The organism is Streptomyces sp. NPDC006691, from assembly GCF_042869955.1.
Taxonomy (GTDB): Bacteria; Actinomycetota; Actinomycetes; order Streptomycetales; family Streptomycetaceae; genus Streptomyces.
Map to the genome: position 1 here is coordinate 66,255 of NZ_JBIAGW010000002.1, position 23,344 is coordinate 89,598.

19 protein-coding genes are annotated in these 23,344 nt (G+C 72.5%); 11 read left to right on the forward strand and 8 right to left on the reverse strand.

The annotated features are described in order from the left end of the window. Positions 1–207 precede the first annotated feature (207 nt). On the forward strand, positions 208–576 hold the full coding sequence (locus ACFYNP_RS03840) for an ATP-binding protein (protein WP_388403417.1): 369 nt from the start codon (positions 208–210) through the stop codon (positions 574–576). 51 nt (positions 577–627) lie between these two features. Here ACFYNP_RS03840 and ACFYNP_RS03845 read toward each other — a convergent pair whose 3' ends face one another. Beyond that, complete coding sequence (locus ACFYNP_RS03845; RefSeq protein ID WP_100579852.1) at positions 628–1,689, reverse strand: DUF2637 domain-containing protein; 1,062 nt, start codon at positions 1,687–1,689, stop codon at positions 628–630. Between the two features lie 193 nt (positions 1,690–1,882). After that, complete coding sequence (locus ACFYNP_RS03850; RefSeq protein ID WP_388782343.1) at positions 1,883–2,731, reverse strand: (2Fe-2S)-binding protein; 849 nt, start codon at positions 2,729–2,731, stop codon at positions 1,883–1,885. 122 nt (positions 2,732–2,853) lie between these two features. On the opposite strand from ACFYNP_RS03850, the gene ACFYNP_RS03855 reads away from it, so the two are divergent. Next, positions 2,854–3,726, forward strand: a complete 873-nt coding sequence (locus tag ACFYNP_RS03855; protein WP_388782346.1) for an FCD domain-containing protein — start codon at positions 2,854–2,856, stop codon at positions 3,724–3,726. A gap of 142 nt (positions 3,727–3,868) precedes the next feature. Here the strand turns inward: ACFYNP_RS03855 and ACFYNP_RS03860 are convergent, their stop codons facing one another. Then, positions 3,869–4,642, reverse strand: a complete 774-nt coding sequence (locus tag ACFYNP_RS03860; protein ID WP_388783284.1) for a hypothetical protein — start codon at positions 4,640–4,642, stop codon at positions 3,869–3,871. Positions 4,643–4,783: 141 nt separating this feature from the next. Continuing rightward, positions 4,784–6,454: a PucR family transcriptional regulator gene (locus tag ACFYNP_RS03865; protein WP_388403426.1), complete on the reverse strand. Its 1,671-nt coding sequence runs from the start codon at positions 6,452–6,454 to the stop codon at positions 4,784–4,786. A 263-nt stretch (positions 6,455–6,717) separates the two neighbouring features. Here ACFYNP_RS03865 and ACFYNP_RS03870 point away from each other — a divergent pair, with 263 nt between their 5' ends. The 7 genes from ACFYNP_RS03870 to ACFYNP_RS03900 all read left to right on the forward strand — a co-directional run bounded on the left by ACFYNP_RS03870 (position 6,718) and on the right by ACFYNP_RS03900 (position 16,326). Beyond that, entirely contained in the window at positions 6,718–7,614 is an 897-nt protein-coding gene (locus tag ACFYNP_RS03870) for an FAD binding domain-containing protein (RefSeq protein ID WP_388782348.1), read from the forward strand. Between the two features lie 2 nt (positions 7,615–7,616). Further along, a complete protein-coding gene (locus ACFYNP_RS03875; RefSeq protein ID WP_382590542.1) occupies positions 7,617–8,210 on the forward strand; it encodes a (2Fe-2S)-binding protein in 594 nt (197 codons plus the stop codon). 2 nt (positions 8,211–8,212) lie between these two features. Next, positions 8,213–10,618: a xanthine dehydrogenase subunit D gene (gene pucD / locus ACFYNP_RS03880; protein ID WP_388403432.1), complete on the forward strand. Its 2,406-nt coding sequence runs from the start codon at positions 8,213–8,215 to the stop codon at positions 10,616–10,618. Between the two features lie 411 nt (positions 10,619–11,029). Further along, positions 11,030–12,493 (forward strand): NCS2 family permease, encoded by a 1,464-nt coding sequence (locus tag ACFYNP_RS03885; protein WP_388403434.1) that lies wholly within the window; start codon positions 11,030–11,032, stop codon positions 12,491–12,493. Positions 12,494–12,537: 44 nt separating this feature from the next. Beyond that, entirely contained in the window at positions 12,538–13,686 is a 1,149-nt protein-coding gene (locus tag ACFYNP_RS03890; RefSeq protein ID WP_388782351.1) for an XdhC family protein, read from the forward strand. Positions 13,687–13,814: 128 nt separating this feature from the next. Next, positions 13,815–15,047 (forward strand): GNAT family N-acetyltransferase, encoded by a 1,233-nt coding sequence (locus tag ACFYNP_RS03895; protein WP_388403439.1) that lies wholly within the window; start codon positions 13,815–13,817, stop codon positions 15,045–15,047. 373 nt (positions 15,048–15,420) lie between these two features. After that, a complete protein-coding gene (locus ACFYNP_RS03900) occupies positions 15,421–16,326 on the forward strand; it encodes a polysaccharide deacetylase family protein (protein ID WP_388782354.1) in 906 nt (301 codons plus the stop codon). Between the two features lie 23 nt (positions 16,327–16,349). On the opposite strand, the gene ACFYNP_RS03905 is transcribed toward ACFYNP_RS03900, so the two are convergent. From ACFYNP_RS03905 to ACFYNP_RS03920, 4 genes are all read right to left on the reverse strand, one after another. Next, positions 16,350–17,948 carry a carboxylesterase/lipase family protein gene (locus ACFYNP_RS03905; RefSeq protein WP_388782357.1) on the reverse strand — a complete coding sequence of 533 codons (1,599 nt, stop codon included), beginning with the start codon at positions 17,946–17,948 and terminating at the stop codon, positions 16,350–16,352. Continuing rightward, on the reverse strand, positions 17,941–18,579 hold the full coding sequence (locus ACFYNP_RS03910; RefSeq protein WP_388403447.1) for a GPP34 family phosphoprotein: 639 nt from the start codon (positions 18,577–18,579) through the stop codon (positions 17,941–17,943). Before ACFYNP_RS03910 ends, ACFYNP_RS03905 begins: the two co-directional genes overlap by 8 nt. A 138-nt stretch (positions 18,580–18,717) precedes the next feature. After that, on the reverse strand, positions 18,718–19,374 hold the full coding sequence (locus ACFYNP_RS03915; RefSeq protein ID WP_388403450.1) for a response regulator: 657 nt from the start codon (positions 19,372–19,374) through the stop codon (positions 18,718–18,720). Further along, on the reverse strand, positions 19,371–20,546 hold the full coding sequence (locus tag ACFYNP_RS03920; RefSeq protein ID WP_388782360.1) for a sensor histidine kinase: 1,176 nt from the start codon (positions 20,544–20,546) through the stop codon (positions 19,371–19,373). The genes ACFYNP_RS03915 and ACFYNP_RS03920 overlap by 4 nt, the downstream gene beginning before the upstream one ends. A 310-nt stretch (positions 20,547–20,856) precedes the next feature. Between ACFYNP_RS03920 and ACFYNP_RS03925 the strand changes: the two genes are divergently transcribed. Together ACFYNP_RS03925 and ACFYNP_RS03930 are read left to right on the forward strand one after the other, a co-directional pair. Continuing rightward, the gene (locus ACFYNP_RS03925; protein WP_100580096.1) at positions 20,857–21,060 is read left to right on the forward strand and encodes a cold-shock protein; all 204 of its coding nucleotides are present in this window, start codon (positions 20,857–20,859) and stop codon (positions 21,058–21,060) included. A gap of 381 nt (positions 21,061–21,441) precedes the next feature. Then, a complete protein-coding gene (locus tag ACFYNP_RS03930; RefSeq protein WP_388782363.1) occupies positions 21,442–22,959 on the forward strand; it encodes a DEAD/DEAH box helicase in 1,518 nt (505 codons plus the stop codon). Positions 22,960–23,344: the final 385 nt, after the last annotated feature.

A 23,344-nucleotide genomic window follows, 5' to 3' on the forward strand; every position in this document is an offset into this window, starting at 1 on the left:
AACCCCTTTGGGTTGGTGTGGAATCACCATGCGTGACCGTGGCCCGGTTGGGCATGCATCCCGTGTGCGTGTTCGAGGGGGAAAGGTCGTCACAGCGTGCAGGTGGGGGTTATGACAAGGCATCAGGCAGGACTCGGCTCCGCGCGGAGCGGGCCCGTCCGGACACCTGATGCGCAGCAGGGGGACCAGCGTCTGCTGTGCAGGAGAGTGGGGCAGTCGGATCTGGGTGCCGTACGGGAAGTACGCCACGCGCTGCGGGAACTCCTCGCGGCCACGCCACAGGCGGAAGCGACGGACGTGGCCGAACTGCTCACCAGTGAGCTGCTCACCAACGCCCTCGTCCACACCGGCCACGGGGCCGTCGTGTCGGTGGCGGTCGGCGAGTCCGGACTCCGGGTGGAGGTGAGGGACTTCGCGCCGTCGCTGCCCACGCCGTACGCGCCGTCGTCCGACGACGGTACGCACGGCAGGGGGCTGCTGCTCGTCCAGGCACTCGCGGACGACTGGGGCGTCCACGAGCACGACCGGGGAAAGGCCGTCTGGTTCGAGCTCGGCGACGGGGCGGCCCGGTACTAGACGGCGACCGGCGGCGCCCGGAAGCCCGCGGGGGCCGGGCGCCGCTGTCGGCTAGCCGAACTGCTGCTCCAGATCCTTCAGTTTGCGCTCCAATGAGTCGAGCCGGGGCAATGCCTGGGTGTCGTCCTCGGCGGTGAGGTCGACGGTCCTGGCCGCCGGGGACTCAGCGGTCCCGACGGCCTGGAGGGAGGGCCGGTTGCGCAGGGGCAGTTGTCCTGGCTCTGCTATGGCCGGCTCCGCGACAGCTTTGGGCTGCGCGGAGCCGGGGCCGGGTCCGATGCCCTGGACGTCGACCTGACGGCCGCCGCCCCTGCCGCGTCCCCAGGAGCGGTTCTGCCGGCTGAGCGCCTTGAAGTGCGCCCGGTCCAGCTTCTCCTGGTCGCGCCTGCGGAGCTTGTTCTCCTCCTTGGTGCGCTTGTCCTCGCGGACCTCGTCGACCGCCTCGTCCAGGGTGCGTACGTTCTCCAGGAGCATCAGCGACCAGGCGCCGAAGGTCTCCCGAGGAGCGCGCAGCCAGCGGACGATCCGGATCTGCGGCAACGGCCGCGGAACCAGACCCTGCTCGCGCAGGGCCGCCCGGCGGGTCTGCTTCAGCGCGCGGTCGAAGAGCACCGCCGCCGAGAGCGACATCCCCGCGAAGAACTGCGGGGCCCCCGCGTGGTCCATGCCGCGCGGCGCGTGCACCCAGTTGAACCAGGCGGCCGCTCCCGCGAACGTCCACACGAGCAGGCGTGAGCCGAGCGCCGCGTCACCGTGGCTGGCCTCGCGCACCGCGAGCACGGAACAGAACATGGCCGCGCCGTCGAGGCCGAACGGTACGAGGTACTCCCAGCCGTCCGTCAGATTCAGGTTCTGCCGGCCGAAGCCGACCAGACCGTGGAAGGAGAGTGCGGCGGCCACCGCCGCACAGCAGAACAGGAGCACGTAGGAAGCGGTGCCGTACACCGCCTCCTTCCTTCTGCGGCGCTCCTCGCTGCGCTCCCAGGAGTCGTCCCCGGTCGCGTTGTCCGCGGTGCGCTTGCCACGCGCGAGCACTACCAGAGCCACAACGACCCCCACGATCATCACGCCGCCCGGAAGCAGCCAGTCCAGCGATATGTCGGTCAGTCGCATGCGGTGTCCCTTGCATCGCGTAGGGCGTATCGGCCGCCATACTGCTCCAGCCGCGCGGGGCGGCAGGGGGTTTCGGGGCAAGAGGACGCCAACGGAGTGCGAGGGCAGCCGGATAGGGGGCGATCGCTCGAACTGCCGTGCCCGGCGCGCGAGTTGAGTTCGACTGGCGCTCACCCGTAGGGGTGGCATGGAGTCAGGATGCGGCGCTGAGCCTCTGCACGCGGTCGGCGTCGCAGGTGCGCGGACAGGTCACGCAGGTGTCGTCGGGCCGCACCGTGTAGAAGAAGCAGCAGCTCGCCCGGTCCCGGGTCGGCAGGTTCCGCCCGTCGGGCGTGGTCAGCTCGCGGAAGCCCGGGGTGCCGACATACGGCTTCGCGGTGCCGGGGAGCAGCTTGTCGAGCTCGGCCATCGCGCGGGACTCCTGGCCGAGCAGGGCGCCGACGTACCAGAGGCCCTCGACGATCTCGTCCGTCGCCATGCCCCACAGCGCCCGCCGGCCGCGCCGCATGCGCGGCCCGAACCCTTCGAGCAGCGGCCCGATGTGCTCGGCCACCGCGTCCCGCACCGCACCGCGCAGGGCCTCCTCGTCCGCCACGACGCGGGCACCGGGGAGGGCCGCGGCCGGGTCGTCCGGGAGGCAGGCGAACTCCCTTACGCGGAGGGCGACATGGCCGCTGCTGCGCTGGTAGGCCACATCGGCGACGGGGATGCGCGGCACCCGGCGGTGCAGGAACCACGGCACCGTCACCAGGAGGCAGGCCGGCCAGGCATAGCGGTGGAAGCCGAAGGAGGCGATGACGTCGGGGCGTGCCTGGTGTCCGTAGTCCCGTACGACCTGGGCGTTGTCCCAGGCCAGGAAGGTGTCCAGGGCCGTTCCGCCGGCCGCGAGCTCCGCCGCGCCGACCCAGCCCGCACCGCTCGGCAGCCGCTCCGCCGAGGTCAGCTCGCTGATCCCGAGGCCGGAGTACACCTCGGCGAGCCGGGCGTAGGAGGGGGCGACGGGGCTCGGCGCGGGGCTGGGCAGCAAGGTGGAGACGGTCATGCGGGACCACCGAATCACGATCGTTGACAGGTAAGGCTTACCTTAGCCGATACCGGCGATGTTTGAACTCGCGCTTTGTCCGCCTATGGTCTGTGGGGGCAGTGGAGCCGTAGGAGGCCGGGGTGCAGCAGGGCAGAGGGCGCGAGGCGACCGTGCCTCCGTACGGGGCACCCAGGGTCCCCGGCCAGTCCCGGGCCGCCGGGCCCCTCTCCGGCGCACCCGGTGAGTGCGCACACGATGACGGCGCGCGCGGCGAGCACACCCACAGTGAGCCGCCCGCCCCCCGGGCCGTGGTCGAGCGGTCCGCTCGTCGAGGCGTCGAGCCGCCGGCCCCCCGCGCCCCCGGGTCCCCGGCCCCGGCCCCCCGCGCGGCCGTCCACCGGCACTCCGTGCGCGGACAGATACTGGCCGCCCTGCGCACCGCCCTGGTCGACGGCGAGCTCGTGCCGGGCGAGGTGTACTCCGCACCCGCCCTCGCCGAACGGTTCGGGGTGTCCGCGACCCCGGTGCGCGAGGCGATGCAGCAACTCAGCATCGAGGGTGCCGTCGAGGTCGTGCCCAACCGGGGCTTCAGGGTCACCGAGCGCAGCCCGCGCGAACTCGCCGAACTCGCCGAGGTGCGGGCCATGATCGAGGTGCCGGTGATGCTGCGCCTGGCCCGTACCGTCCCGGCGGCCCGCTGGGCCGAGCTGCGCCCGCTGGCCGAGGCCACCACCGAGGCCGCCGCGACCGGCGACCGGGCGGGCTACGCCGAGTGCGACCGCGCCTTCCACCGGGCGCTCCTCGCACTGGCCGGCAACCAGCAACTGGTGCAGGTGGCCGACGACTTGCACCGCCGCGCGCAGTGGCCGCTGACCGCGGCGCCGGTGGCCCGCCGCGGCGATCTGGTGGCCGACGCCGCCGAACACCTCGCCCTGCTGGACGCGCTGTGCGCCCAGAACCTGCCGGTCGTCCAGTCGCTGGTGCGGGAACACTTCACGGGTTCGGCGCTCTGACACTCCGCGTGCGGCACCTCCGCGTGCGGCAGCTGTGCGTGCGGCACCCCCGTGTGCGGCTGCTGCGCGTGCGGCACTTACCGCGTGCGGTAGCTGCGGTTCGGCGTCAAGTGCGTTACACCGCAAGCATCATGACGGGCCGTCACGTCGCGGCGGGACGCGGGGGAGCGGTCCCGAGGTGGGTCGCGAGCCAGGTCGGGACGCCGAGCAGGCGCACCAGGCGGGCCGCCTCCGTGCGCAGCCGGGTCGAGACCGGCTCCTCCTCGGTGTCGGCGAGCGCGGCGAGCGCGGGGGCCGTGCCGATGAGGTAGCCGAGCTCCTCGCGGATCCGCAGGGACTCGGTGAAGCCGTGCCGCGCCTCCGTCAACTCCCCTTCGCGCAGGGCGAGTCCGGCCAGATGGCGCCAGGTGAAGGAGAGCAGCAGGGTGTCGCCGTGGGCGGCGGCGCCCTCGTGGGCGCGGCGGTAGGCGGAGCGGGCGGCCTGGGGCGCGTCGGCCACGTTCTCGGCGAGCAGCCCGCGCCGGAAGTCGAGCAGGGCCCGGCCGCGGCCGGCGGGTTCGATCAGGGCGGCGGCCCGGCCGAACGCGGAGCGCGCCTCGTCCGCGCGGTCGCGCACCCCGAACAGGGTGGAGGCGTAGGCGAGATAGCCGCGTTCGCAGGCGGCGGCGCCGCGCTCCTCGTCGCTGCGGGCTATGGCCTCGGCGCCCCGCAGGGCCTCGTCGGCCTCCGCCCAGCCGGTCTCGGTGTACACACAGCGCTCGGTGAGCAGCGCGGTGCGCTGAAGGGCGCCGGCCGGTACTCCCGCGTGCGGTTCGAGCAGGGCCGCGGCGTCGGTCCAGCAGCCGCGCGAGCGCAACCGCCATATCGCGGTCTGGAGCGGATCCCCGTCATCTGCAGTCGTTCCGGAACCAGACATGGCGGTGTACGCCACGTTGCCCTCCCCGAGCGCGCCATCGAGCTGCTGAGTAGATCCGCATCTCAACACGGAATGGCACGCCGGGCCAAGGGGGGTGCGTGAATGAGTTCACAATCGTCCGACACTGGCCGGGATCGACTGTCAGCTCATCCGAAGCGCCAGGAAGAAGTCCAGCTTGTCCTCCAGACGGGACAGGTCACGGGCCGTCAACTGCTCGATCCTGCCCACCCGGTAGCGAAGCGTGTTGACGTGCAGGTGCAGTCGGGTGGCGCACCGCGTCCACGACCCGTCGCAGTCCAGGAAGGCCTCCAGGGTCGGGATGAGCTCGGCCCGGTGACGCCGGTCGTAGTCGCGCAGCGGGTCGAGCAGCCGGGCCGTGAAGGCGCGCCGCACATCGTCCGGCACGAACGGGAGCAGCAGCACGTGCGAGGCCAGCTCGTGGTGCCCGGCCGCGCACACCCGGCCGGGGCGGGCGGCGGCGACCCGGCGGGCGTGCCGGGCCTCCTCCAGAGCGCCGCGCAGGCCCTCGGCGGAGTGCACCGCGGCGCTGACACCCAGTGTCAGCCGGCCGTCGTCGGCGAGGCCCGCCGACAGCGGCGCGCGCACCGCGGTGAGCAGCGCGTCGGCGTGCAGGCCGCCCTCGGCTCCCTCGGCCGTGGCCGCGGGCAGCGGCACGAGCGCGATCGCCTCGTCGCCGGCGTGGGCCACCGCGATCCGGTCGGAGGATTCGGCGCCGACCACCGCCGGGTCGACCAGGATCTCCTCCAGGAGCGACTGGGCGACCGGGCCGCCCGCGATCTCGGCACCCGAGTCGCGCTCCCAGTCCACCCGGGCCACCACGACCTGCCAGTGCGGCGCCGAGCCGAGGCCGGGCAGCAGCACGGGGGCCGCGACCCGCAGCCGGGCCGCGATCTCGGCGGGCGCGGCGCCGGTCTGCACGAGTTCGAGTACTTCCTGGGCGAGCCGGCGGCGCACCGTGCGGGCCGCGTCGCGCCGGTCGCGCTCGACCGCGATCAGCTGGGTGACGCCCTGGAGCAGGTCGAGCCGGGCGGCCGGCCAGTCGCCCGCGTCGGCCTCGACGGCCAGCAGCCAGTCCGAAAGCACCGTCTCGCGCACATCGCGGGCGGCCGGCGCGGCGCCCCGGCCGTTGTTGCGGATCGGGAACAGCGAGTAGGTGACCCCGTCGATGGCGATCCGGTGCGGGCCGCGCCGCCCGGTGCGGGTGGCGCCCAGGTGCTCGGCGGCCAGCGCGGCGCCGACCGCCGGGGTCAGGGCGTCGCCCGCGCCCGCGATCTGGCGGCCGGTGGGCGAAAGCACCCAGGCCCGCAGGTCGAGGTCGCTGCCGAGCAGGTCGAGGACCACCTCGGGGCCGCCGCCCGCCGGGCCGGACGTCATCAGGCGGCGGTGACGGTCCACGACCGCGGCGAGGTCGCCCGCGCGCTCGCCCGAGACCTGCCGTACGACGTGCTCGGTGATGGTTGCGAACGCGACCGACTCGTTCACCGCGAACAGCGGGAGCCGATGGCGAGAACAAGCCAAAACAAGATCGTCGGGAATGGCGCCGAGTTCCGCCTCGCCGGCCGCGAGACCCGCCACGCCGGCGCTCGCGAGGATGCGCACGAATGGCTCGGAATCTTCGGCGTCCCGGCGCCACGCGAGGCCCGTCAGAACGAGCTCGCCGCCCGCCAGATAGCGACTCGGATCCCGTAGGTCCGTAGTCATCACACCCCGCACCGTGCGGTCCAGCTCGTCCTCGCCGCCGAGCAGCCGCAGCCCCAGCGCGTCGGTTTCCAGAAGTGCGCGCAGCCGCATCGCGTGTCGCCGCCGATCTGTCTTGATGTTGCCGTTGGAAAGCGGTGAGGTAACGGAGCACCGCCTTTCATACGAATCTACAAGACGTGAGCGGAGACCAGCCAACTCCTTCATGGTTTCGGTGACTGCACCCGAGGGATCGGGGCTTGTGTACTGAGTCCACACCGCGTTAACAGCACATGAACGACTGAGATGTCGAGGGCCTGCCGTCCCCGGGACCCGCGCGAACGACCCCGAATTTGAGAATCGGAAGAGAGCCACTCATGGACTTCCTTCGCCCCGCCAGCTGGGAGGAGGCGCTCGCCGCCAAGGCAGAGCACCCCACAGCTGTGCCCATTGCGGGTGGCACCGATGTGATGGTCGAGATCAACTTCGACCACCGGCGGCCCGAGTACCTCCTGGACCTGAACCGCATCAGCGAGCTGGCTCAGTGGGAGGTCGGGCAGGACAGTGTCCGGCTTGGCCCCTCCGTCCCGTACACCAAGATCATGGAGAACCTGCGGACCGAGCTGCCGGGCCTCGCGCTCGCCTCGCACACCGTCGCCTCCCCGCAGATCCGCAACCGCGGCGGTGTCGGCGGCAACCTCGGCTGCGCCTCGCCGGCCGGTGACGCCCACCCCTCGCTGCTGTCCTCCGGCGCCGATGTCGAGGTCGAGTCCCAGGCGCGCGGCGTCCGGCTCATCCCCATCGACGAGTTCTACAAGGGCGTCAAGCGCAACGCGCTGGAGGCGGACGAGCTGATCAAGGCCGTCCACATCCCCACGGCGGACGGCCCCCAGCAGTTCTCCAAGGTCGGCACCCGCAACGCCATGGTCATCGCGGTCTGCGCGTTCGGCCTGGCCCTGCACCCCGAGACCCGTACGGTCCGCACCGGCATCGGCTCGGCGGCCCCGACCCCCATTCGGGCGAAGGCGGCCGAGGAGTTCCTGAACGCGGCGCTCGAAGAGGGCGGCTTCTGGGACAACGGAAAGATCATCACCCCGTCGATCGCGAAGCAGTTCGCCACGCTCGCCTCGGGCGCGTGCAACCCGATCGACGACGTCCGCGGCACGGCGAACTACCGCCGTCACGCCGTCGGCGTCATGGCCCGGCGCACGCTGATGTGGACCTGGGAGTCGTACCGCGGTGACAACGGCCGCACCCTTGAAGGAGCTGCATAACCATGCGCGTGAATTTCACGGTCAATGGCCGTAAGCAGGAGGCCGACGACGTGTGGGAGGGCGAGAGCCTCCTCTACGTCCTGCGCGAGCGCATGGGCCTTCCGGGTTCGAAGAACGCCTGCGAGCAGGGCGAGTGCGGCTCCTGCACGGTCCGCCTCGACGGTGTTCCGGTGTGTTCCTGCCTGGTCGCGGCCGGTCAGGTCGAGGGCCGCGAGGTCGTCACCGTGGAGGGCCTGGCCGACTACGCCGCCCACCGCACCGACGCCCACCCCGGCGGCGGCTGCGCCTCCGGCGCCTGTGGCACCTCGGTCGACGCCGCCAAGCGGTGGCAGGCCAAGCCGCAGGACGGGCAGACTGGAGAGGCTGGCGGTCTCTCCCCGATCCAGCAGGCCTTCATCGACGCCGGCGCCGTGCAGTGCGGTTTCTGCACCCCGGGTCTCCTGGTCGCCGCCGACGAGCTCCTGGAGCGGAACTCCGAGCCGTCCGACGCGGACATCCGCGAGGCGCTCTCGGGCAACCTCTGCCGTTGCACCGGCTACGAGAAGATCCTCGACGCGGTCCGCCTCGCGGCCGCCCGTCAGGAAGAGGCGGTCTGATCATGGCGCAGAACACCCGCACCACTCCCGCCGGTACGCCCACCAACGTCACCCAGAACCACACCAAGGGCGGCATCGGCGAGTCGACGCTGCGGCCCGACGGCACCCTCAAGGTGACCGGTGAGTTCGCGTACTCCTCGGACATGTGGCACGAGGACATGCTGTGGGGCCAGACGCTGCGCTCCACCGTGGCCCACGCCCTGATCGAGAACATCGACATCTCCGAGGCCGTCGCGATGCCCGGCGTGTACGCCGTGCTCACCTACGACGACCTGCCGGCCAAGATGAAGAACTACGGCCTCGAAATCCAGGACACCCCCGTCCTGGCCAACGGCCGGGTCCGCCACCACGGCGAGCCGGTCGCCCTCGTGGCCGCCGACCACCCGGAGACCGCCCGCCGCGCGGCCGCCAAGATCAAGATCGACTACAAGGAGCTGCCGCTCGTCACGGACGAGGCCTCGGCCCTCGCCCCGGACGCGCCGCTGATCCACGAGGGCCGCGACGACCACCACTCCGGTCACGTCCCGCACCCCAACATCGTGCACCGCCAGCCGATCATCCGCGGCAACGTGGAGGAGGCGCGCAAGCGCGCCGACGTGATCGTCGAGGGCGAGTACACCTTCGGCATGCAGGACCAGGCCTTCCTCGGGCCGGAGTCCGGTCTCGCGGTGCCCGCCGAGGACGGCGGCGTCGATCTGTACGTCGCCACCCAGTGGCTGCACTCCGACCTCCAGCAGATCGCCCCGGTCCTCGGCCTGCCGCCGGAGAAGGTACGCATGACGCTCTCCGGCGTCGGCGGTGCCTTCGGCGGCCGCGAGGACATCTCGATGCAGATCCACGCCTGCCTCCTGGCGCTGCGCACGGGCAAGCCGGTCAAGATCGTCTACAACCGGTTCGAGTCCTTCTTCGGCCATGTGCACCGTCACCCGGCGAAGCTCTACTACGAGCACGGCGCCACCAAGGACGGCAAGATCACGCACATGAAGTGCAAGATCGTCCTGGACGGCGGCGCCTACGCCTCGGCCTCCCCGGCCGTCGTCGGCAACGCCTCCTCGCTCTCCGTCGGCCCGTACGTCATCGACGACGTCGACATCGAGGCGATCGCGCTCTACTCGAACAACCCGCCCTGTGGCGCGATGCGCGGCTTCGGCGCGGTCCAGGCCTGCTTCGCCTACGAGGCCCAGATGGACAAGCTCGCGGCGAAGCTGGGCATGGACCCGGTCGAGTTCCGCCAGCTCAACGCCATGGAGCAGGGCACGATCATGCCGACGGGCCAGGTCGTGGACTCCCCGGCCCCGGTCGCCGAGCTGCTCCGCCGGGTCAAGGCCCGCCCGCTGCCGCCCGAGCAGCAGTGGCTGGCGGCCGGCGAGGAGGCGGACGTCCGCGCCCTGCCCGGCGGTCTGTCCAACACCACGCACGGCGAGGGCGTCGTCCGCGGCATCGGCTACGCGGTCGGCATCAAGAACGTCGGCTTCTCCGAGGGCTTCGACGACTACTCCACCGCCCGGGTCCGTCTGGAGGTCATCAACGGCGAGCCCGTCGCGATGGTCCACACGGCCATGGCGGAGGTCGGTCAGGGCGGTGTCACCGTGCACGCCCAGATCGCCCGTACGGAGCTGGGTGTCACGCAGGTGACCATCCACCCGGCCGACACCCAGGTCGGCTCCGCCGGTTCCACGTCCGCCTCCCGGCAGACGTACATGACCGGCGGCGCGGTGAAGAACACCTGCGAGGCCGTCCGCGCCAAGGCCCTGGAGCTCGGCCGCCGCAAGTTCGGCTCCTACCACCCCGCCTGGGCCACCGCCGAGCTGCTGCTCGAAGGCGGCAAGGTCGTCACCGACGGCGGCGAGGTCCTCGCCGACCTGGCGGACGTCCTGGAGGGCGAGGCGATCGACGAGGAGCTGGAGTTCCGGCACCGTCCGACCCAGGCCTTCGACCTCGTCACCGGCCAGGGCAACGGCCACGTCCAGTACACGTTCGCCGCGCACCGCGCGGTGGTCGAGGTGGACACCGAGCTCGGCCTGGTCAAGGTCGTCGAGCTGGCCACCGCCCAGGACGTGGGCAAGGCCCTCAACATGCTCTCCGTCGTCGGCCAGATCCAGGGTGGTACCACCCAGGGCCTCGGCGTCGCGGTGATGGAAGAGATCGTCGTGGACCCGAAGACCGCGAAGGTGCGCAACCCGTCCTTCACGGACTACCTGATCCCGACGATCCTGGACACCCCGACCATCCCGGTCGACGTCCTGGAGCTCGCCGACCCGAACGCGCCGTACGGTCTGCGCGGTCTCGGCGAGGCCCCGACCCTCTCGTCCACCCCGGCCGTCCTCGCGGCGATCCGGGCGGCGACCGGTCTGGAGCTCAACAAGACCCCGGTCCGCCCCGAGCACCTCACGGGCACCGGCGTCTGACCCTCCGGGGGTCGGGGCGAGAGGAATCCCCTCCGGGGGACTCACGTCCCCCGGGCCCCCGCCCCACCAGCCCTCCGGGCGGTGCGTGCCTCCCAGGAACGTCACACTTCCGATGCCCGCACCGCCCGGAGCACACCAGTACCGCACCGCTCGCGGTCCTCGTAGTACCAGCAGCAGTACCAGCAGCACCCGTAGTACGAGCACCACTGGCACAACCCCGTCACACCAGCAACACCCGTAGCCATCTGCACTGCGGTACCGCCTCCGGTACCCCGGCAGGAGCAGACACCGTTCGTCTCGGGCCGTCCCCCGGGTCGTGCAGCCCACGCACCATCCCAAATCCCGCAGCTTGTCTGACCTGAGGACTCAAGTCTTATGCGGGTGCCCCTGTGAACCTTGGGAGTAGGCACCATGACCCAGCAGTCTGTGGAGCCGAAGACCACCGCCGAGGACGCGGGCTCCGGCTCCCGTCCCCCCGCCGGCAGGTCTTGGCTCGACCGGTACTTTCACATATCCGAGCGAGGATCGACGTTCGCGCAGGAAGTGCGCGGCGGCATCACCACCTTCATGGCGATGTGCTACATCCTCCTGCTCAACCCGCTGATCCTCTCGACGCCCGATGTCGACAAGCACGTACTGGGTCACGCCGGCCTGGTCACCGCCACCGCACTCGCGGCCGCGGTCAGCACCCTGCTGATGGGCTTCATCGGCAAGGTCCCGCTCGCGCTGGCCGCCGGCCTGAACGTCTCCGCGGCCCTGACCACGCAGGTGGTCCCCAACATGACCTGGCCGCAGGCCATGGGCATGTGCGTCATGTACGGCGTCGTGATCATGCTCCTGGTCGTCACCGGCCTCCGGGAAATGATCATGAACGCCATCCCGCTGGCGCTCAAGCACGCGATCACCATGGGCATCGGCATGTTCGTCGCCCTGCTCGGCCTGGTGAAGGCCGGTTTCGTGGGCAAGGGACCCGAGAACGGACCGCCCGTCACCCTCGGTCTGACCGGCCAGCTCGTCGGCTGGCCCGTCTTCTTCTTCGCGATCACCCTGCTGCTGATCTTCGCCCTCCAGGCCCGCAAGGTGCCCGGCGCGATCCTGATCGGCATCGTCTCGGGCAGCGTCCTGTCCTTCGTGGTCACCAAGGCGGCCGGCCTGACCGACGCGGACTGGGGCGGCGCCGCCCCCGGCCTCAAGGGCAGTGCGGTCTCCTCACCCGACTTCGGCCTCTTCGGCCACGTCGAGTTCGGCGGCTGGGGTTCCCTCGGCGCCATCAGCGTCGGCATGATCGTCTTCACCCTGGTGCTCGCCGGCTTCTTCGACGCGATGGCCACCATCATCGGCGTCGGCCAGGAGGCCAAGCTCGCCGACGACAAGGGCCGCATGCCGGGCCTGTCCAAGGCGCTGTTCATCGACGGTGCGGGCGGTGCGATCGGCGGCGTCTCCGGCGCCTCCGGCCAGACCGTGTTCATCGAGTCCGCCTCCGGCGCGGGTGAAGGCGCCCGTACCGGCCTCTCCTCGGTCGTCACCGGCCTCTTCTTCGCCGCGTGCCTCTTCTTCACCCCGGTCACCCAGCTGGTCCCGGCCCAGGTCGCCTCCGCCGCCCTGGTCGTCATCGGCTCGATGATGATGAGCGCCGCCAAGCACGTGGACTGGAGCGACCGGTCCGTCTCCATCCCGGTGTTCCTCACCGTGGCGCTGATGCCGTTCACGTACAACATCACCGCCGGTGTCGGCGCGGGCGTAGTCGCCTACACCGTGATCAAGGCAGCACAGGGCAAGTGGCGGGAGATCGGCGGGTTCATGTGGGCCCTCACCGCCGTCTTCACCATCTACTTCGCCCTCCATCCCATTGAGAACTGGCTAGGCGTCAAGTAGCGGCCGCGCCGCCGACGCCCTCCACACGTCGTAAGGAGACCGAAATGCTGGACATCGCCGAAGAGCTGAACCGGTGGGTCGAGCAGGGACGCGAGTTCGCCGTGGCCACGGTGGTGGCCGTCGGCGGCAGCGCGCCCCGGCAGCCGGGAGCCGCCCTCGCCGTCGACAGCGACGGCACGGCGATCGGTTCGGTCTCCGGCGGATGTGTGGAGGGCGCCGTCTACGAACTCTGTCAGCAGGCGCTCGAAGACGGCGAGACCGTCCTCGAACGCTTCGGATACAGCGACGAGGACGCCTTCGCGGTAGGCCTGACCTGCGGCGGCGTCATCGACATACTGGTGACCCCGGTCGGTGCGGACGCTCCCGCCCGCAAGGTGTTCGCCGCCGCCCTGGCCACCGCAGCCCGCGGCGAGGCCGCCGCGGTCGCCCGGGTCACCGACGGGCCGGCCGAGCTGATGGGCCGCGCCCTGCTCGTCCACCCCGACGGACGCTACGAGGGCGTTCTCGGCGGACACCCCGAGCTGGACCGGGCCGTGGCCGACGAGGCCACCGCCCTCCTCGACGCGGGCCGCACCGCCACGCTCTCCCTCGGCGCCGACGGCCGCCTGTGCGGCCAGCCGCTCACCGTGCTCGTCGAGTCGAGCGTGCCCGCCCCCCGAATGATCGTCTTCGGCGCCATCGACTTCGCCGCCGCCCTGGTCCGGGTCGGCAAGTTCCTGGGCTACCACGTCACGGTGTGCGACGCCCGGCCCGTCTTCGCGACGAGGACCCGCTTCCCCGAGGCGGACGAGATCGTCGTGGAGTGGCCGCACAAGTACCTCCAGCGCACCGACACCGACTCCCGTACGGTGCTGTGCGTCCTGACCCACGACGCCAAGTTCGACATCCCGCTCCTGGAGACCGCGCTGAAGCTCCCGGTCGCCTACATCGGTGCGATGGGCTCGCGCCGCACCCACCTGGACCGCAACAAGCGACTGCGCGACGTGGGCGTCACCGAGCTCGAACTGAACCGCCTGCGCTCCCCGATCGGCCTCGACCTCGGCGCGCGTACGCCCGAGGAGACGGCCCTGTCCATCGCCGCGGAGATCGTCGCCAACCGGCGCGGCGGCAGCGGGGTCGCCCTGACCGGCGCCCACACCCCGATCCACCACGACGGCTCGGGCAAGGTCGGCCGCATCGGCTCGGTCGCCTAGCCTCCAACGGCTCCAACGGCTCCAACGGCTCCAACGGCTCCAACGGCTCCAACGGCGCCCGGGGCCCCCGTCCCCGACCCGGGCGATATGCGGGTGACTGCCCGTTTCGGCCGGGTTAGGGTCGCCGCATGAGCGAGCTGGAGTTCCGCGACGTGCCCGAGTCCGACGTCGACCGCGCCCTGGAGCTCTGGTGGCTCGTCTTCCACGACCGGCCCGACGAGAAGGAGAAGCGCGAGTACCACCGCGCGATGGTGCTGCGCTGCGACCGGGTGGGCGCGTACGACGGCGACGCGCTCGTCGGCTTCCTCGTCGCCCACCGCTTCACGCTCTCCGTGCCCGGCGGTGAACTCCCTTGCCCCGGGCTCACGTTCGTCTCCGTCGCGCCCACGCACCGCCGCCGCGGCGTGCTCTCCGGCATGATCGCCGAGGTGTTCCGCCGCTGCGCCGCGCACGGCCGCCCCATCGCCGCCCTGTGGGCGTCGGAGGCCGCCATCTACGGCCGCTTCGGATTCGGCGCGGGCACCCACGGCACCACCGTCGAGATCAACTCGACCCGCCCGCTCGACCTGCGCATCGCTCCCGACCCGCGCCCCCTGCGCCTGATCGACCCCGCCGACGCGCCCGCCGAACTCGGCCCCTACTACGAGGCGACCCGCACCCGCCGGGCCGGGCGCGTCGCGCGCGACGCGGAGCGCTGGCGCGGCGAGTGGCTGCCCGAGACCGACGAGGACGACGAGGAACTCGGTCCGCCCCGCGTGGTGGGCCTCGGCGGCGCCGGTGAGCCGCTCGCCGGTTACGCGGTCTACCGCACCCGGCGCGAGGACGACCCGGCCAAGCCCGGTACCGTCCAGGTCGCCGAACTGGAGGCCGACACCCCCGCGGGCGAGGCCGCGCTGTGGAACTACCTGGCCGGCATCGACCTCACCGGCACCGTCCGCGCCTGGGGCCTGGCGCCGGACGACCCGCTGCTCCTGTTCGCGACGGACCGGGACCAGGTGCGGGCCGTCGCCGAGTTCCCCGCGCTGTGGATCCGCCTGGTGGACGTCGGCGCCGCGCTCACCGCCCGCTCCTGGGCGGCCGAGGCCTTTCTCGTCCTGGAGGTCACCGACGACCGCGTTCCGGCCAACGCCGGCCGCTTCCGCCTGGCCGCGTCCCCGCACGGCTGCACCTACGAGCCGACCTCGGCCGCGCCCGACCTCGCTCTCGACGTGCGCGATCTGGCGGCCTGCTACCTCGGCGGCACCGAGGTGCGCCGACTGGTGCTCGCGGGCCTGGTGACGGAACACACCCCGGGCGCGGCCGAGGCGCTGGACACGGCGCTGCGCACCACGGAACTGCCGCACACCGTCGACGAGTTCTGATCCGCCGGGGGGCGAGCGGGGGGATCCGCGGGGTGGGAGTGACGAGGCTCTCGTAGCCGTGCGGGCGGGGCCGGGACGAACGTCCCGCGGTGAACTCCCTGCTCGGAGCGGGAACCGGACGCCCCCTTGGCGGGGTCTTTGCCTGCGCGTTAGGGACCAAAGTCCCGCCGCGCGGCGCCCGCACCGAACCTCTCGTAGCACTGATGCCGCGTCAACCCCAGTGAATGTCAAGGAAGTTGTCGGGATTCGGGTATTTTCTGTCGATACCCGGCCGGAGAATTCACATTTCGGGATTCCAGCGCGATCGTGCGATCGTGGCCGACTGGTGAAGCTCCGCTGCCGTACCGGCACGTACCGAGGGGATGGGGAAACCATGGCGCGACCGACTGCCCACACACGCCGCATCGCGATGGCCACGGCTACGGCCGTGGTCCTGACGGGCGGCGTCGCCGCCGCGGTGTTCCTCGGCAGCGACACCTCCGCCGACGGTCCCGGCCCGGCCCTCGCGCACTCCTCCGCCAAGTCCCACGCTCCCGGCACGTCCGACGACAAGCCCGGCGGACGGCCCTCCGGCCCCGCCCAGCCCTCGGGCCCGGGCGGCGACGACAGCGCGCCGGACGGCTCGGACGGCTCCGCCGACGCCACGGGCGCGGCCGGGCCCCCCGGCTCCGGCGGGATATCGGAGACGATCGACCACGCCACCGAGAGCGGCGGGAAGTCCGTCTCGATCACCATCGACGACGGCCCGAGTCCGGTCTGGACGCCGAGGATCCTCGCCGTCCTCAAGCAGTACGGCGTGAAGGCGACCTTCTGCATGATCGGCCCCCAGGCCAAGGCCGACCCCGCCATGGTCAAAAAGGTCGTCGCGGACGGCCACCGGCTCTGCGACCACACGGTCAGCCACGACGAGGCCATGAACAAGAAGCCCGTCGCCTACCAGAGCACCGAGATCCTCGACGCCCAGAAGATGATCGAGGAGGCGGCCGGCGGTGCCAAGGTCCAGTACTTCCGCGCACCCGGCGGCGCCTTCACGCCCGACAACCGGCACATCGCGGCCGGCCACGGGATGCGCCCGCTCGGCTGGAACGTCGACACCAAGGACTGGAAGCAGCCCGGCACCGCGACGATCGTCAACACGGTGAAGCGGGAGCTCAAGAACGGCCCGATTGTGCTCTTCCACGACGGCGGCGGCTCCCGCGGCCAGACGGTCGAGGCGCTGAAGGAGCTGCTGCCGTGGCTCGCCAAGGAGGGCTACACCTTCAGCTTCCCGGCCCTCTGACGCCTTCCGCGGCATCGCGCCGCTCACGGCATCGTCGCCCACAGACCGCAGTGGTGGACCCCGCCCGGCCGTACCGGGCCCGTACGGTCCGGCGCCAGGCCCTGCACCTGTGCGCGCGTCCAGCGTGGCGCCCCGGGGCCGCCCGGGTCCCCGGTGCGGGCGAACCGCGTCCAGTACCCGATCATCGTGTCCGCCAGCCGATGCTGACCCTCCGTCATATCCCTGGTCCGGCCGCCCAGATCGAACAGGTACGGCAGCTCGGTGGTGTGGGTCGCGCCCAGCGGGAACGGCGGGGGAGCGGGCGTCGGGCGCGGCGGCTCCGGATCGGCGAACTCGTACCGCCACACCGGCTGACGCGCCGCGAGCAGTGACCCCGTGCGCAGCGCGGGGCAGGCGTAGTCCGCGTCCCCGATGACCGCGCCGAACACCGGCCCGCCATCCGTTCCGTGCACCGGATACGCCGCCACGACCTCCGCGGCCCGCGCCGGATCGGGCACGAACTCCCCTACCACAGCTGGCCAGTTGGCCGGAGTGACGGAGGTGCCCGCCGCCATGATGCCGGCCGCCCAGATGGTCCCCTCGTCGTGGTTGGCCCCCATGAGCACCGGCACCCGCGCCACCCGTCCCGAGGCGACCGCTTCGGCCGGATCGCGCGGCAGCAGCGCGGTGCCGTACTCGGGCTGCGCGTCCGCGCCCTGCGCCGCGAGCAAGCGGGCCGTCGGCACCCGGCGCAGACAGCCGAGCACATCCGCCCGCCGCGCGCAGCCGACCGCGCCGGCGAGCTTCGCCCCGGCCGTCTCCGCCGACGACGGATCCACGGCATAGGGGGCGAAGGGGCGCGCCGGACCGCCGGTGCAGGGGCCGCTCTCCATGATCGCCCGCTGGAAGAGCCCGGCCGCCGAGGGCGAGGCGAGCTGCGCGCAGACCGCATACGCTCCGGCCGACTCCCCGGCGAGCGTCACGTTCTGCCCGTCCCCGCCGAACGCCCCGATGTTCCGCTGTACGTAACGCAGCGCCGCCTGCTGGTCGGCGAGGCCGAAGGTGCCCGAGCCGGGCAGCCCCGCGCGGCCGAGGAACCCGAGCGCACCGAGGCGGTAGTTGACGGTGACCACGACGACATCGCCCCGCACCGCCATCCGGTGCGCGTCGTAGGAGCTTCCGGCACCGGAGGTGAAGCCGCCGCCGTGCAGCCACACGACCACCGGCCGCGGGCGGCTCGGCGTCGCGTCGGAAGGGGCGGTCACATTCAGGTACAGACAGTCCTCGCTGATGCTGCCGCCCGGCACCTCACCGGCCGGCTGCGCGCAGGCGGACGCGGGCCGCGTGGCAGCACGGACCCCACGCCACGGGGCGGCCGGTCGGGGCGGGGCCCAGCGCAGCGCGCCGACGGGCGGGGCGGCGTACGGGACGCCCTCGAAGACCCGGTACCCCTCACGCACCGAACCGCGTACCGCCCCGGCCAGGGTCCGCACCACCGAGGACGCCGACACGGGTACCGACGATGAAGCCGACGTCGACGCGACGGACGCCGGCACGCCGGACGCCGAGGACACCACGGCCGAGGGGACCAGCACGGCCACGGCGCTCGCGACGGCCGCGGCGAACCACCGCACCTCAGCCACCCCCCATTCCGCCCTGCGCCGCGACGAGCGTGGTGCCGAGGCCCCGCACCGCGCGGCCGAGGCCCGGCGCGAGCGTGTCGAGCCGCCCGGTCATCGCGTCGAGGCGGCCCCGGTGGGCGCGGGCGTCCGCCGACGGGACGAGGTGCCGCACCCGGCCCGCCGCGGCGAGCGCCAGGACCACGGCGTCGTACGCCTCGACGGGCCCCGCGCCCCGCAGTAGCGCGGTGAGCCGCGCCTGAAGGGCCCGTACGGCCGCCGCGTCCCGCACCGCCACCTCGCGCCGGGCCGGACGTGCGAAGGCGGCCCGCTCCTCGACGGTGATCAGGCCGAGTGCGGTGAGCCGGTCCTCGACCGCGTTCAGCGTCTCCGTGCGGTCGCCGCGCACCCACGCCTTCCAGGTGCGCCGGTGCGCTCCGACGCGGGACAGGACGAGGTCGAGCACGGGGTCGCCGGTGCTGTCGGGGTCCGTCACCGTCACCTCGCCCGAGGTGTCGGCGAGCCGGCCCAGGCAGGCCAGTTCCGCGAGCGGGGCGGCGCGCAGCAGGAACCCGGCGCGGGTGCGGTCGTACAGGGCCCCGGCGTCGGTGTCGTAGGCCGCGAGATACATCCGGCCGTACAGGGTGTCGGTCATGGCACCGACGCTAGGCGGCCCGCCCCTCGCGGGGGATCCACCCGGCGGACCGAACCGCACCCCGACCACGGGATGAGGGGGCGGCCTTCTCATCCCGCGGGATGAGAAGGGGGAGGGGGACGGGGTGCGGGCCGTGTCTCAGCCGCGGCGCGGCTCGACGAGCCCGTGGTCGTACGCGGCGACCACCGCCTGCACCCGGTCGCGCAGCCCCAACTTCCGCAGGACCGCCGAGACATGGGTCTTGACCGTCGCCTCCGACAGATGCAGTCGACGGGCGATCTCGGTGTTGGAAAGGGCCTGCCCGATCAGCGTGAGCACCTCGCGTTCGCGCGGCGTGAGACCGGCGAGGGCCGCGGGCGCCGGAGGCGTGGTGGTGTGCGCGAACCGGTCCAGCATGCGGCGGGTCACGGTCGGCGCGAGCAGCGCGTCCCCGCGCGCCACCACCCGCACGGCTTCGGCGAGCTCGGCGGGCCGGATGTCCTTGAGCAGGAAGCCACTGGCCCCGGCCCGCAGTGCCGTCAGTACGTGCTCGTCGAGGTCGAAGGTGGTGACCACCAGGACCCGGGTCGCACTGCCGGAGGCGACGATGGCCCGCGTCGCCTCGATGCCGTCCATGACCGGCATCCGCACATCCATCAGGACGACGTCCGGCCCCAACTCGCCGACCAGGCGCACCGCGTGCTGCCCGTCGGCCGCCTCGCCGACCACTTCCAGATCGTCCCGCGCGTCGATGATCAGACGGAAACCGCCGCGCACCAGCGCCTGGTCGTCGGCCACCACCACCCGGATCGTCACGACGCGTACCTTATCGGCAGCACCGCGCGCACCTCGAACCCCCCGTCGGCCCCCGGGCCCGCGGCCAGCGTCCCGCCGAGCAGCTCGGCCCGCTCCCGCATCCCCGCGAGCCCCCGCCCCGAGCCACCGGAGCGCCAACTCCGGGTTGCGGGGCGGCCGTTGTCGCTCACCTCGATACGGACCGAACGCTCGTCACGGCACACCGACACCCGCACCCGGCTCGCTCCCGCGTGCCGCAACGTGTTCGTCAGCGCCTCCTGCACGATCCGGTAGCCCGCGAGGTCCACGGCGGCGGGCGGTGTCGGGCCCCGGCCCTCCTCGCACAGTTCGACGGCCAGGCCGGCGGCCCGTGCGCCCGCGGCCAGCTCGGCCACATCCGCGAGCCCGCGCGGCGGCCGCCGCCCGTCATCGCCCGCGCCGCCCTCCTCGCCGGCTTCGGCCCGCAGCAGCAGCCGCAGCTCCCCGAGCGCGGAGCGGCCCGCGTCGTCGATGGCCCGCAGTGCCCGTCTCGCCTGCTCAGGATCGGCGTCGAACACGTCCTCGGCGGCGCCCGCCTGGATCACCATCACGGACACGGTGTGCGCCACCACGTCGTGCACCTCCCGGGCGATCCTGGCCCGCTCCTCGGCCACCGCCCGCCGTGTCTCGGCGGCGAGCCGCTGCTGCTGGGACCTGCGCCACTGACCCGCCGTCCAGGCCAGCGTCGCGGCAAGGACCTGCGTGACGAGGGACAGCGTCCCGCCGCCCGCGAAGGCGAGCGGGGCGAGCGCGAGCATCCCGAGCAGCCCCCACCGGGACGTGCGCACCGGGCGCAGCGCGGACAGGACGCACAGCGCGAGCTGGGCCCCGAGCAGCGCTCCGGTCAGGCTCAGCGCCGGGAAGAGCAGCCACATCGCGGACCCGAGCAGCGCGCTCACGGCGAGTACCACCCCGGGGCGCCGCACCGCCCACCACAGGACCGCCGCCTGCACCACGGCGAGCGCGAGGGCGGCGCCGGGCCGCCAGGCGGCACCGGCCTCGGACCCGGCGGCCAGATGGGCGGGCAGCGCCACTCCGAGCACCAGGGCCGCCGAACCCGCCCGCAGCACCCCTACCGCCCGGGCCGGGGGAGGGCTGCCACCGTCGGCCCGGAGCGGGGCGCCAGTGCTGTCGAAACCGCGCGTAGGACCCACGCGGCGACGCTAGCAACCCGTGGCGCGGAAGAGATATCCATGCGCGCGGCCTCGGAAATTTGCCGAAAGTACGGCGGCTCGTCCTGGCGACGCGCGCGAAATAGTAGTATTTGCCGTGCCGTCTTGTCAGATCCGTGCTACTGTTGACCCCAGTTGCAGTTGTGGTTCCCAAAGACTTCAAGTGCCTTGATGGTTTTATGCCGTCGGGCGCTTTTGTATTTCCGGTGTTTTCCGGACGGGGCAATCATCGCGGTAACGACGGGGTCAGCACAGTGCGGACCCCCGGGCATTGCCCCGAAGGAGATATGACATGGCTACTGGCACCGTGAAGTGGTTCAACGCGGAAAAGGGCTTCGGCTTCATTGAGCAGGAGGGTGGCGGTCCGGACGTGTTCGCCCACTACTCGAACATCGCCGCCCAGGGCTTCCGTGAGCTTCAGGAAGGCCAGAAGGTGAACTTCGACGTCACGCAGGGCCAGAAGGGCCCGCAGGCCGAGAACATCACGCCTGCCTGACGCTGAAGCGTTTTCTGCACGCGGCTGGGGCTCGCACCTTGGGGTGCGGGCCCCAGCCCGTTGCTGTTCCATCGGGCCACCGTCACCCCGTGACGGATTTTTCACGGCCCGCGGGACGCCGGGCGCCGTCCGGGTCCCGCCACGCAGCGGACGAACCGCCACGGCCCCGGCCGGGGAGGCATCAGCCCGCTGTCCTGATCCGGCCCGCCCGCCCCACCAGGCGGCGGCTGCCCGGCATTCCGACATCGGGCGGGGAATTTCCGCGCCCCCGTGCGGCCGGATCGGAATTCAACTTCTGTTTTCGGCTCGTTCTTGCGATGCCCCGGCTGATCGAATTCGCCGGGCGTTCCTCGGTACGTGCCATATCGAGGAAGGTTCTCCTTGAACCGTTCAGCTCGCACGAACGACCGCTACTCCGCCGCTCGCAAGGGCGGCGCCGACCGAGGCGCACGCTTCCGGCCCCAGGGTCCGAACCGCTCCGGCGGCGGCCGCAGGCCCGCCGCACCGCAGGGTGAGTTCGCCCTCCCCGTCACCGTGACCCCGGCGCTGCCGCCCGTCGCGAGCTTCGCCGACCTCCCGCTCCCCGCCGAGGTGCTCGAACTCCTCGCGAGCCTCGGCATGAACGAGCCCTTCCCGATCCAGTCGGCCACCCTGCCGAACTCGCTGGCGGGCCGTGACGTGCTCGGCCGTGGCCGTACCGGCTCCGGCAAGACCCTCGCCTTCGGGCTCGCCCTCCTGGCCCGCACCGCGGGCCGCCGCGCCGACTCCAAGAAGCCCCTCGCGCTGATCCTGGTGCCGACGCGTGAGCTGGCCCAGCAGGTCACCGATGCGCTGACCCCTTATGCCCGTGCCTTGCGGCTGCGGCTGGCGACGGTGGTGGGTGGCATGTCGATCGGGCGGCAGGCGGGTGCGCTGCGTTCGGGTGCGGAGGTCGTGGTGGCGACGCCGGGCCGGCTCAAGGACTTGATCGAGCGCCGGGACTGCCGTCTGGACCAGGTCGACATCACCGTTCTGGACGAGGCGGACCAGATGGCCGACATGGGCTTCATGCCGCAGGTCACCGAGCTCCTCGACCAGGTGCGCCCGGGCGGGCAGCGGATGCTGTTCTCGGCGACCCTGGACCGCAACGTGGACCTGCTGGTGCGCCGTTACCTGAGCGACCCGGTCGTGCACTCGGTGGACCCGTCGGCGGGCGCGGTGACCACGATGGAGCACCACGTGCTGCATGTGCAGAGCGCCGACAAGTACGCCACGACCACGGAGATCGCGGCCCGGGACGGCCGCGTGATCATGTTCCTGGACACCAAGCACGCGGTGGACCAGCTCACCAAGCACCTGCTCCAGAGCGGGGTGCGGGCGGCGGCGCTGCACGGCGGGAAGTCGCAGCCCCAGCGCACCCGCACCCTTGCCCAGTTCAAGACCGGTGATGTGTCCGTGCTGGTCGCCACGAACGTGGCGGCGCGCGGTATCCACGTCGACAACCTCGACCTGGTGGTCAACGTCGACCCGCCGACCGACCACAAGGACTACCTGCACCGCGGTGGCCGCACCGCCCGCGCCGGCGAGTCCGGCAGCGTCGTCACCCTCGTCACGCCCAACCAGCGCCGCGAGATGAGCCGCCTGATGATGGCCGCCGGGATCACCCCGACCATCACCCAGGTCCACTCCGGCGAGGCGGAACTGAGCCGGATCACCGGCGCCCAGGCCCCCTCCGGCATCCCCGTCGGCCCCGCGCCGGCCCCCGCCGACCGCCCCAAGCAGCGCGGCCAGGCACCCTTCCGGGGCCGCGGCACCGCCCGCGGCCAGTCGGCGGCCCGCACCGGGAACTCGCGCCGCGCCGGCGAATCCCGCGAGCTGTCCGAGGCCCGCAAGGCCGCCCGGGTCCGCCGCGCCGCCTGACCCACCCGGGGCGACCGGCACGACCGGTCGCCCCGGCGTCAACTCCCTTACCCACGACGGAAGTTGACGCCCGTAAGGGAGTTGACCCCGCGCGAGCCGTGTCCGCACCGGCCGTGCCACCCCGCCCGTACCCCACCGTCGAGCTGCGGGTTCCGATACCGGCCGTGCCACCCCGCCGAGCCGTGGATCCCGGTACCGGCAGCGCCGCCCCGCCCCTCCGCCGACCGTGGTTGCCCGTACCGGCCGTGCCACCCTCGATTGGGCCCACATCAGCCGTGTCGCCACGCGCACCGCCCGGGCACGTAGCGACATCGGGGCCCCGCGCCCCCGGCCCCGCCGCACCCCTACCGCGCCCCCGGCCGGAGCTTCCGCGGCCGGCCCCCAG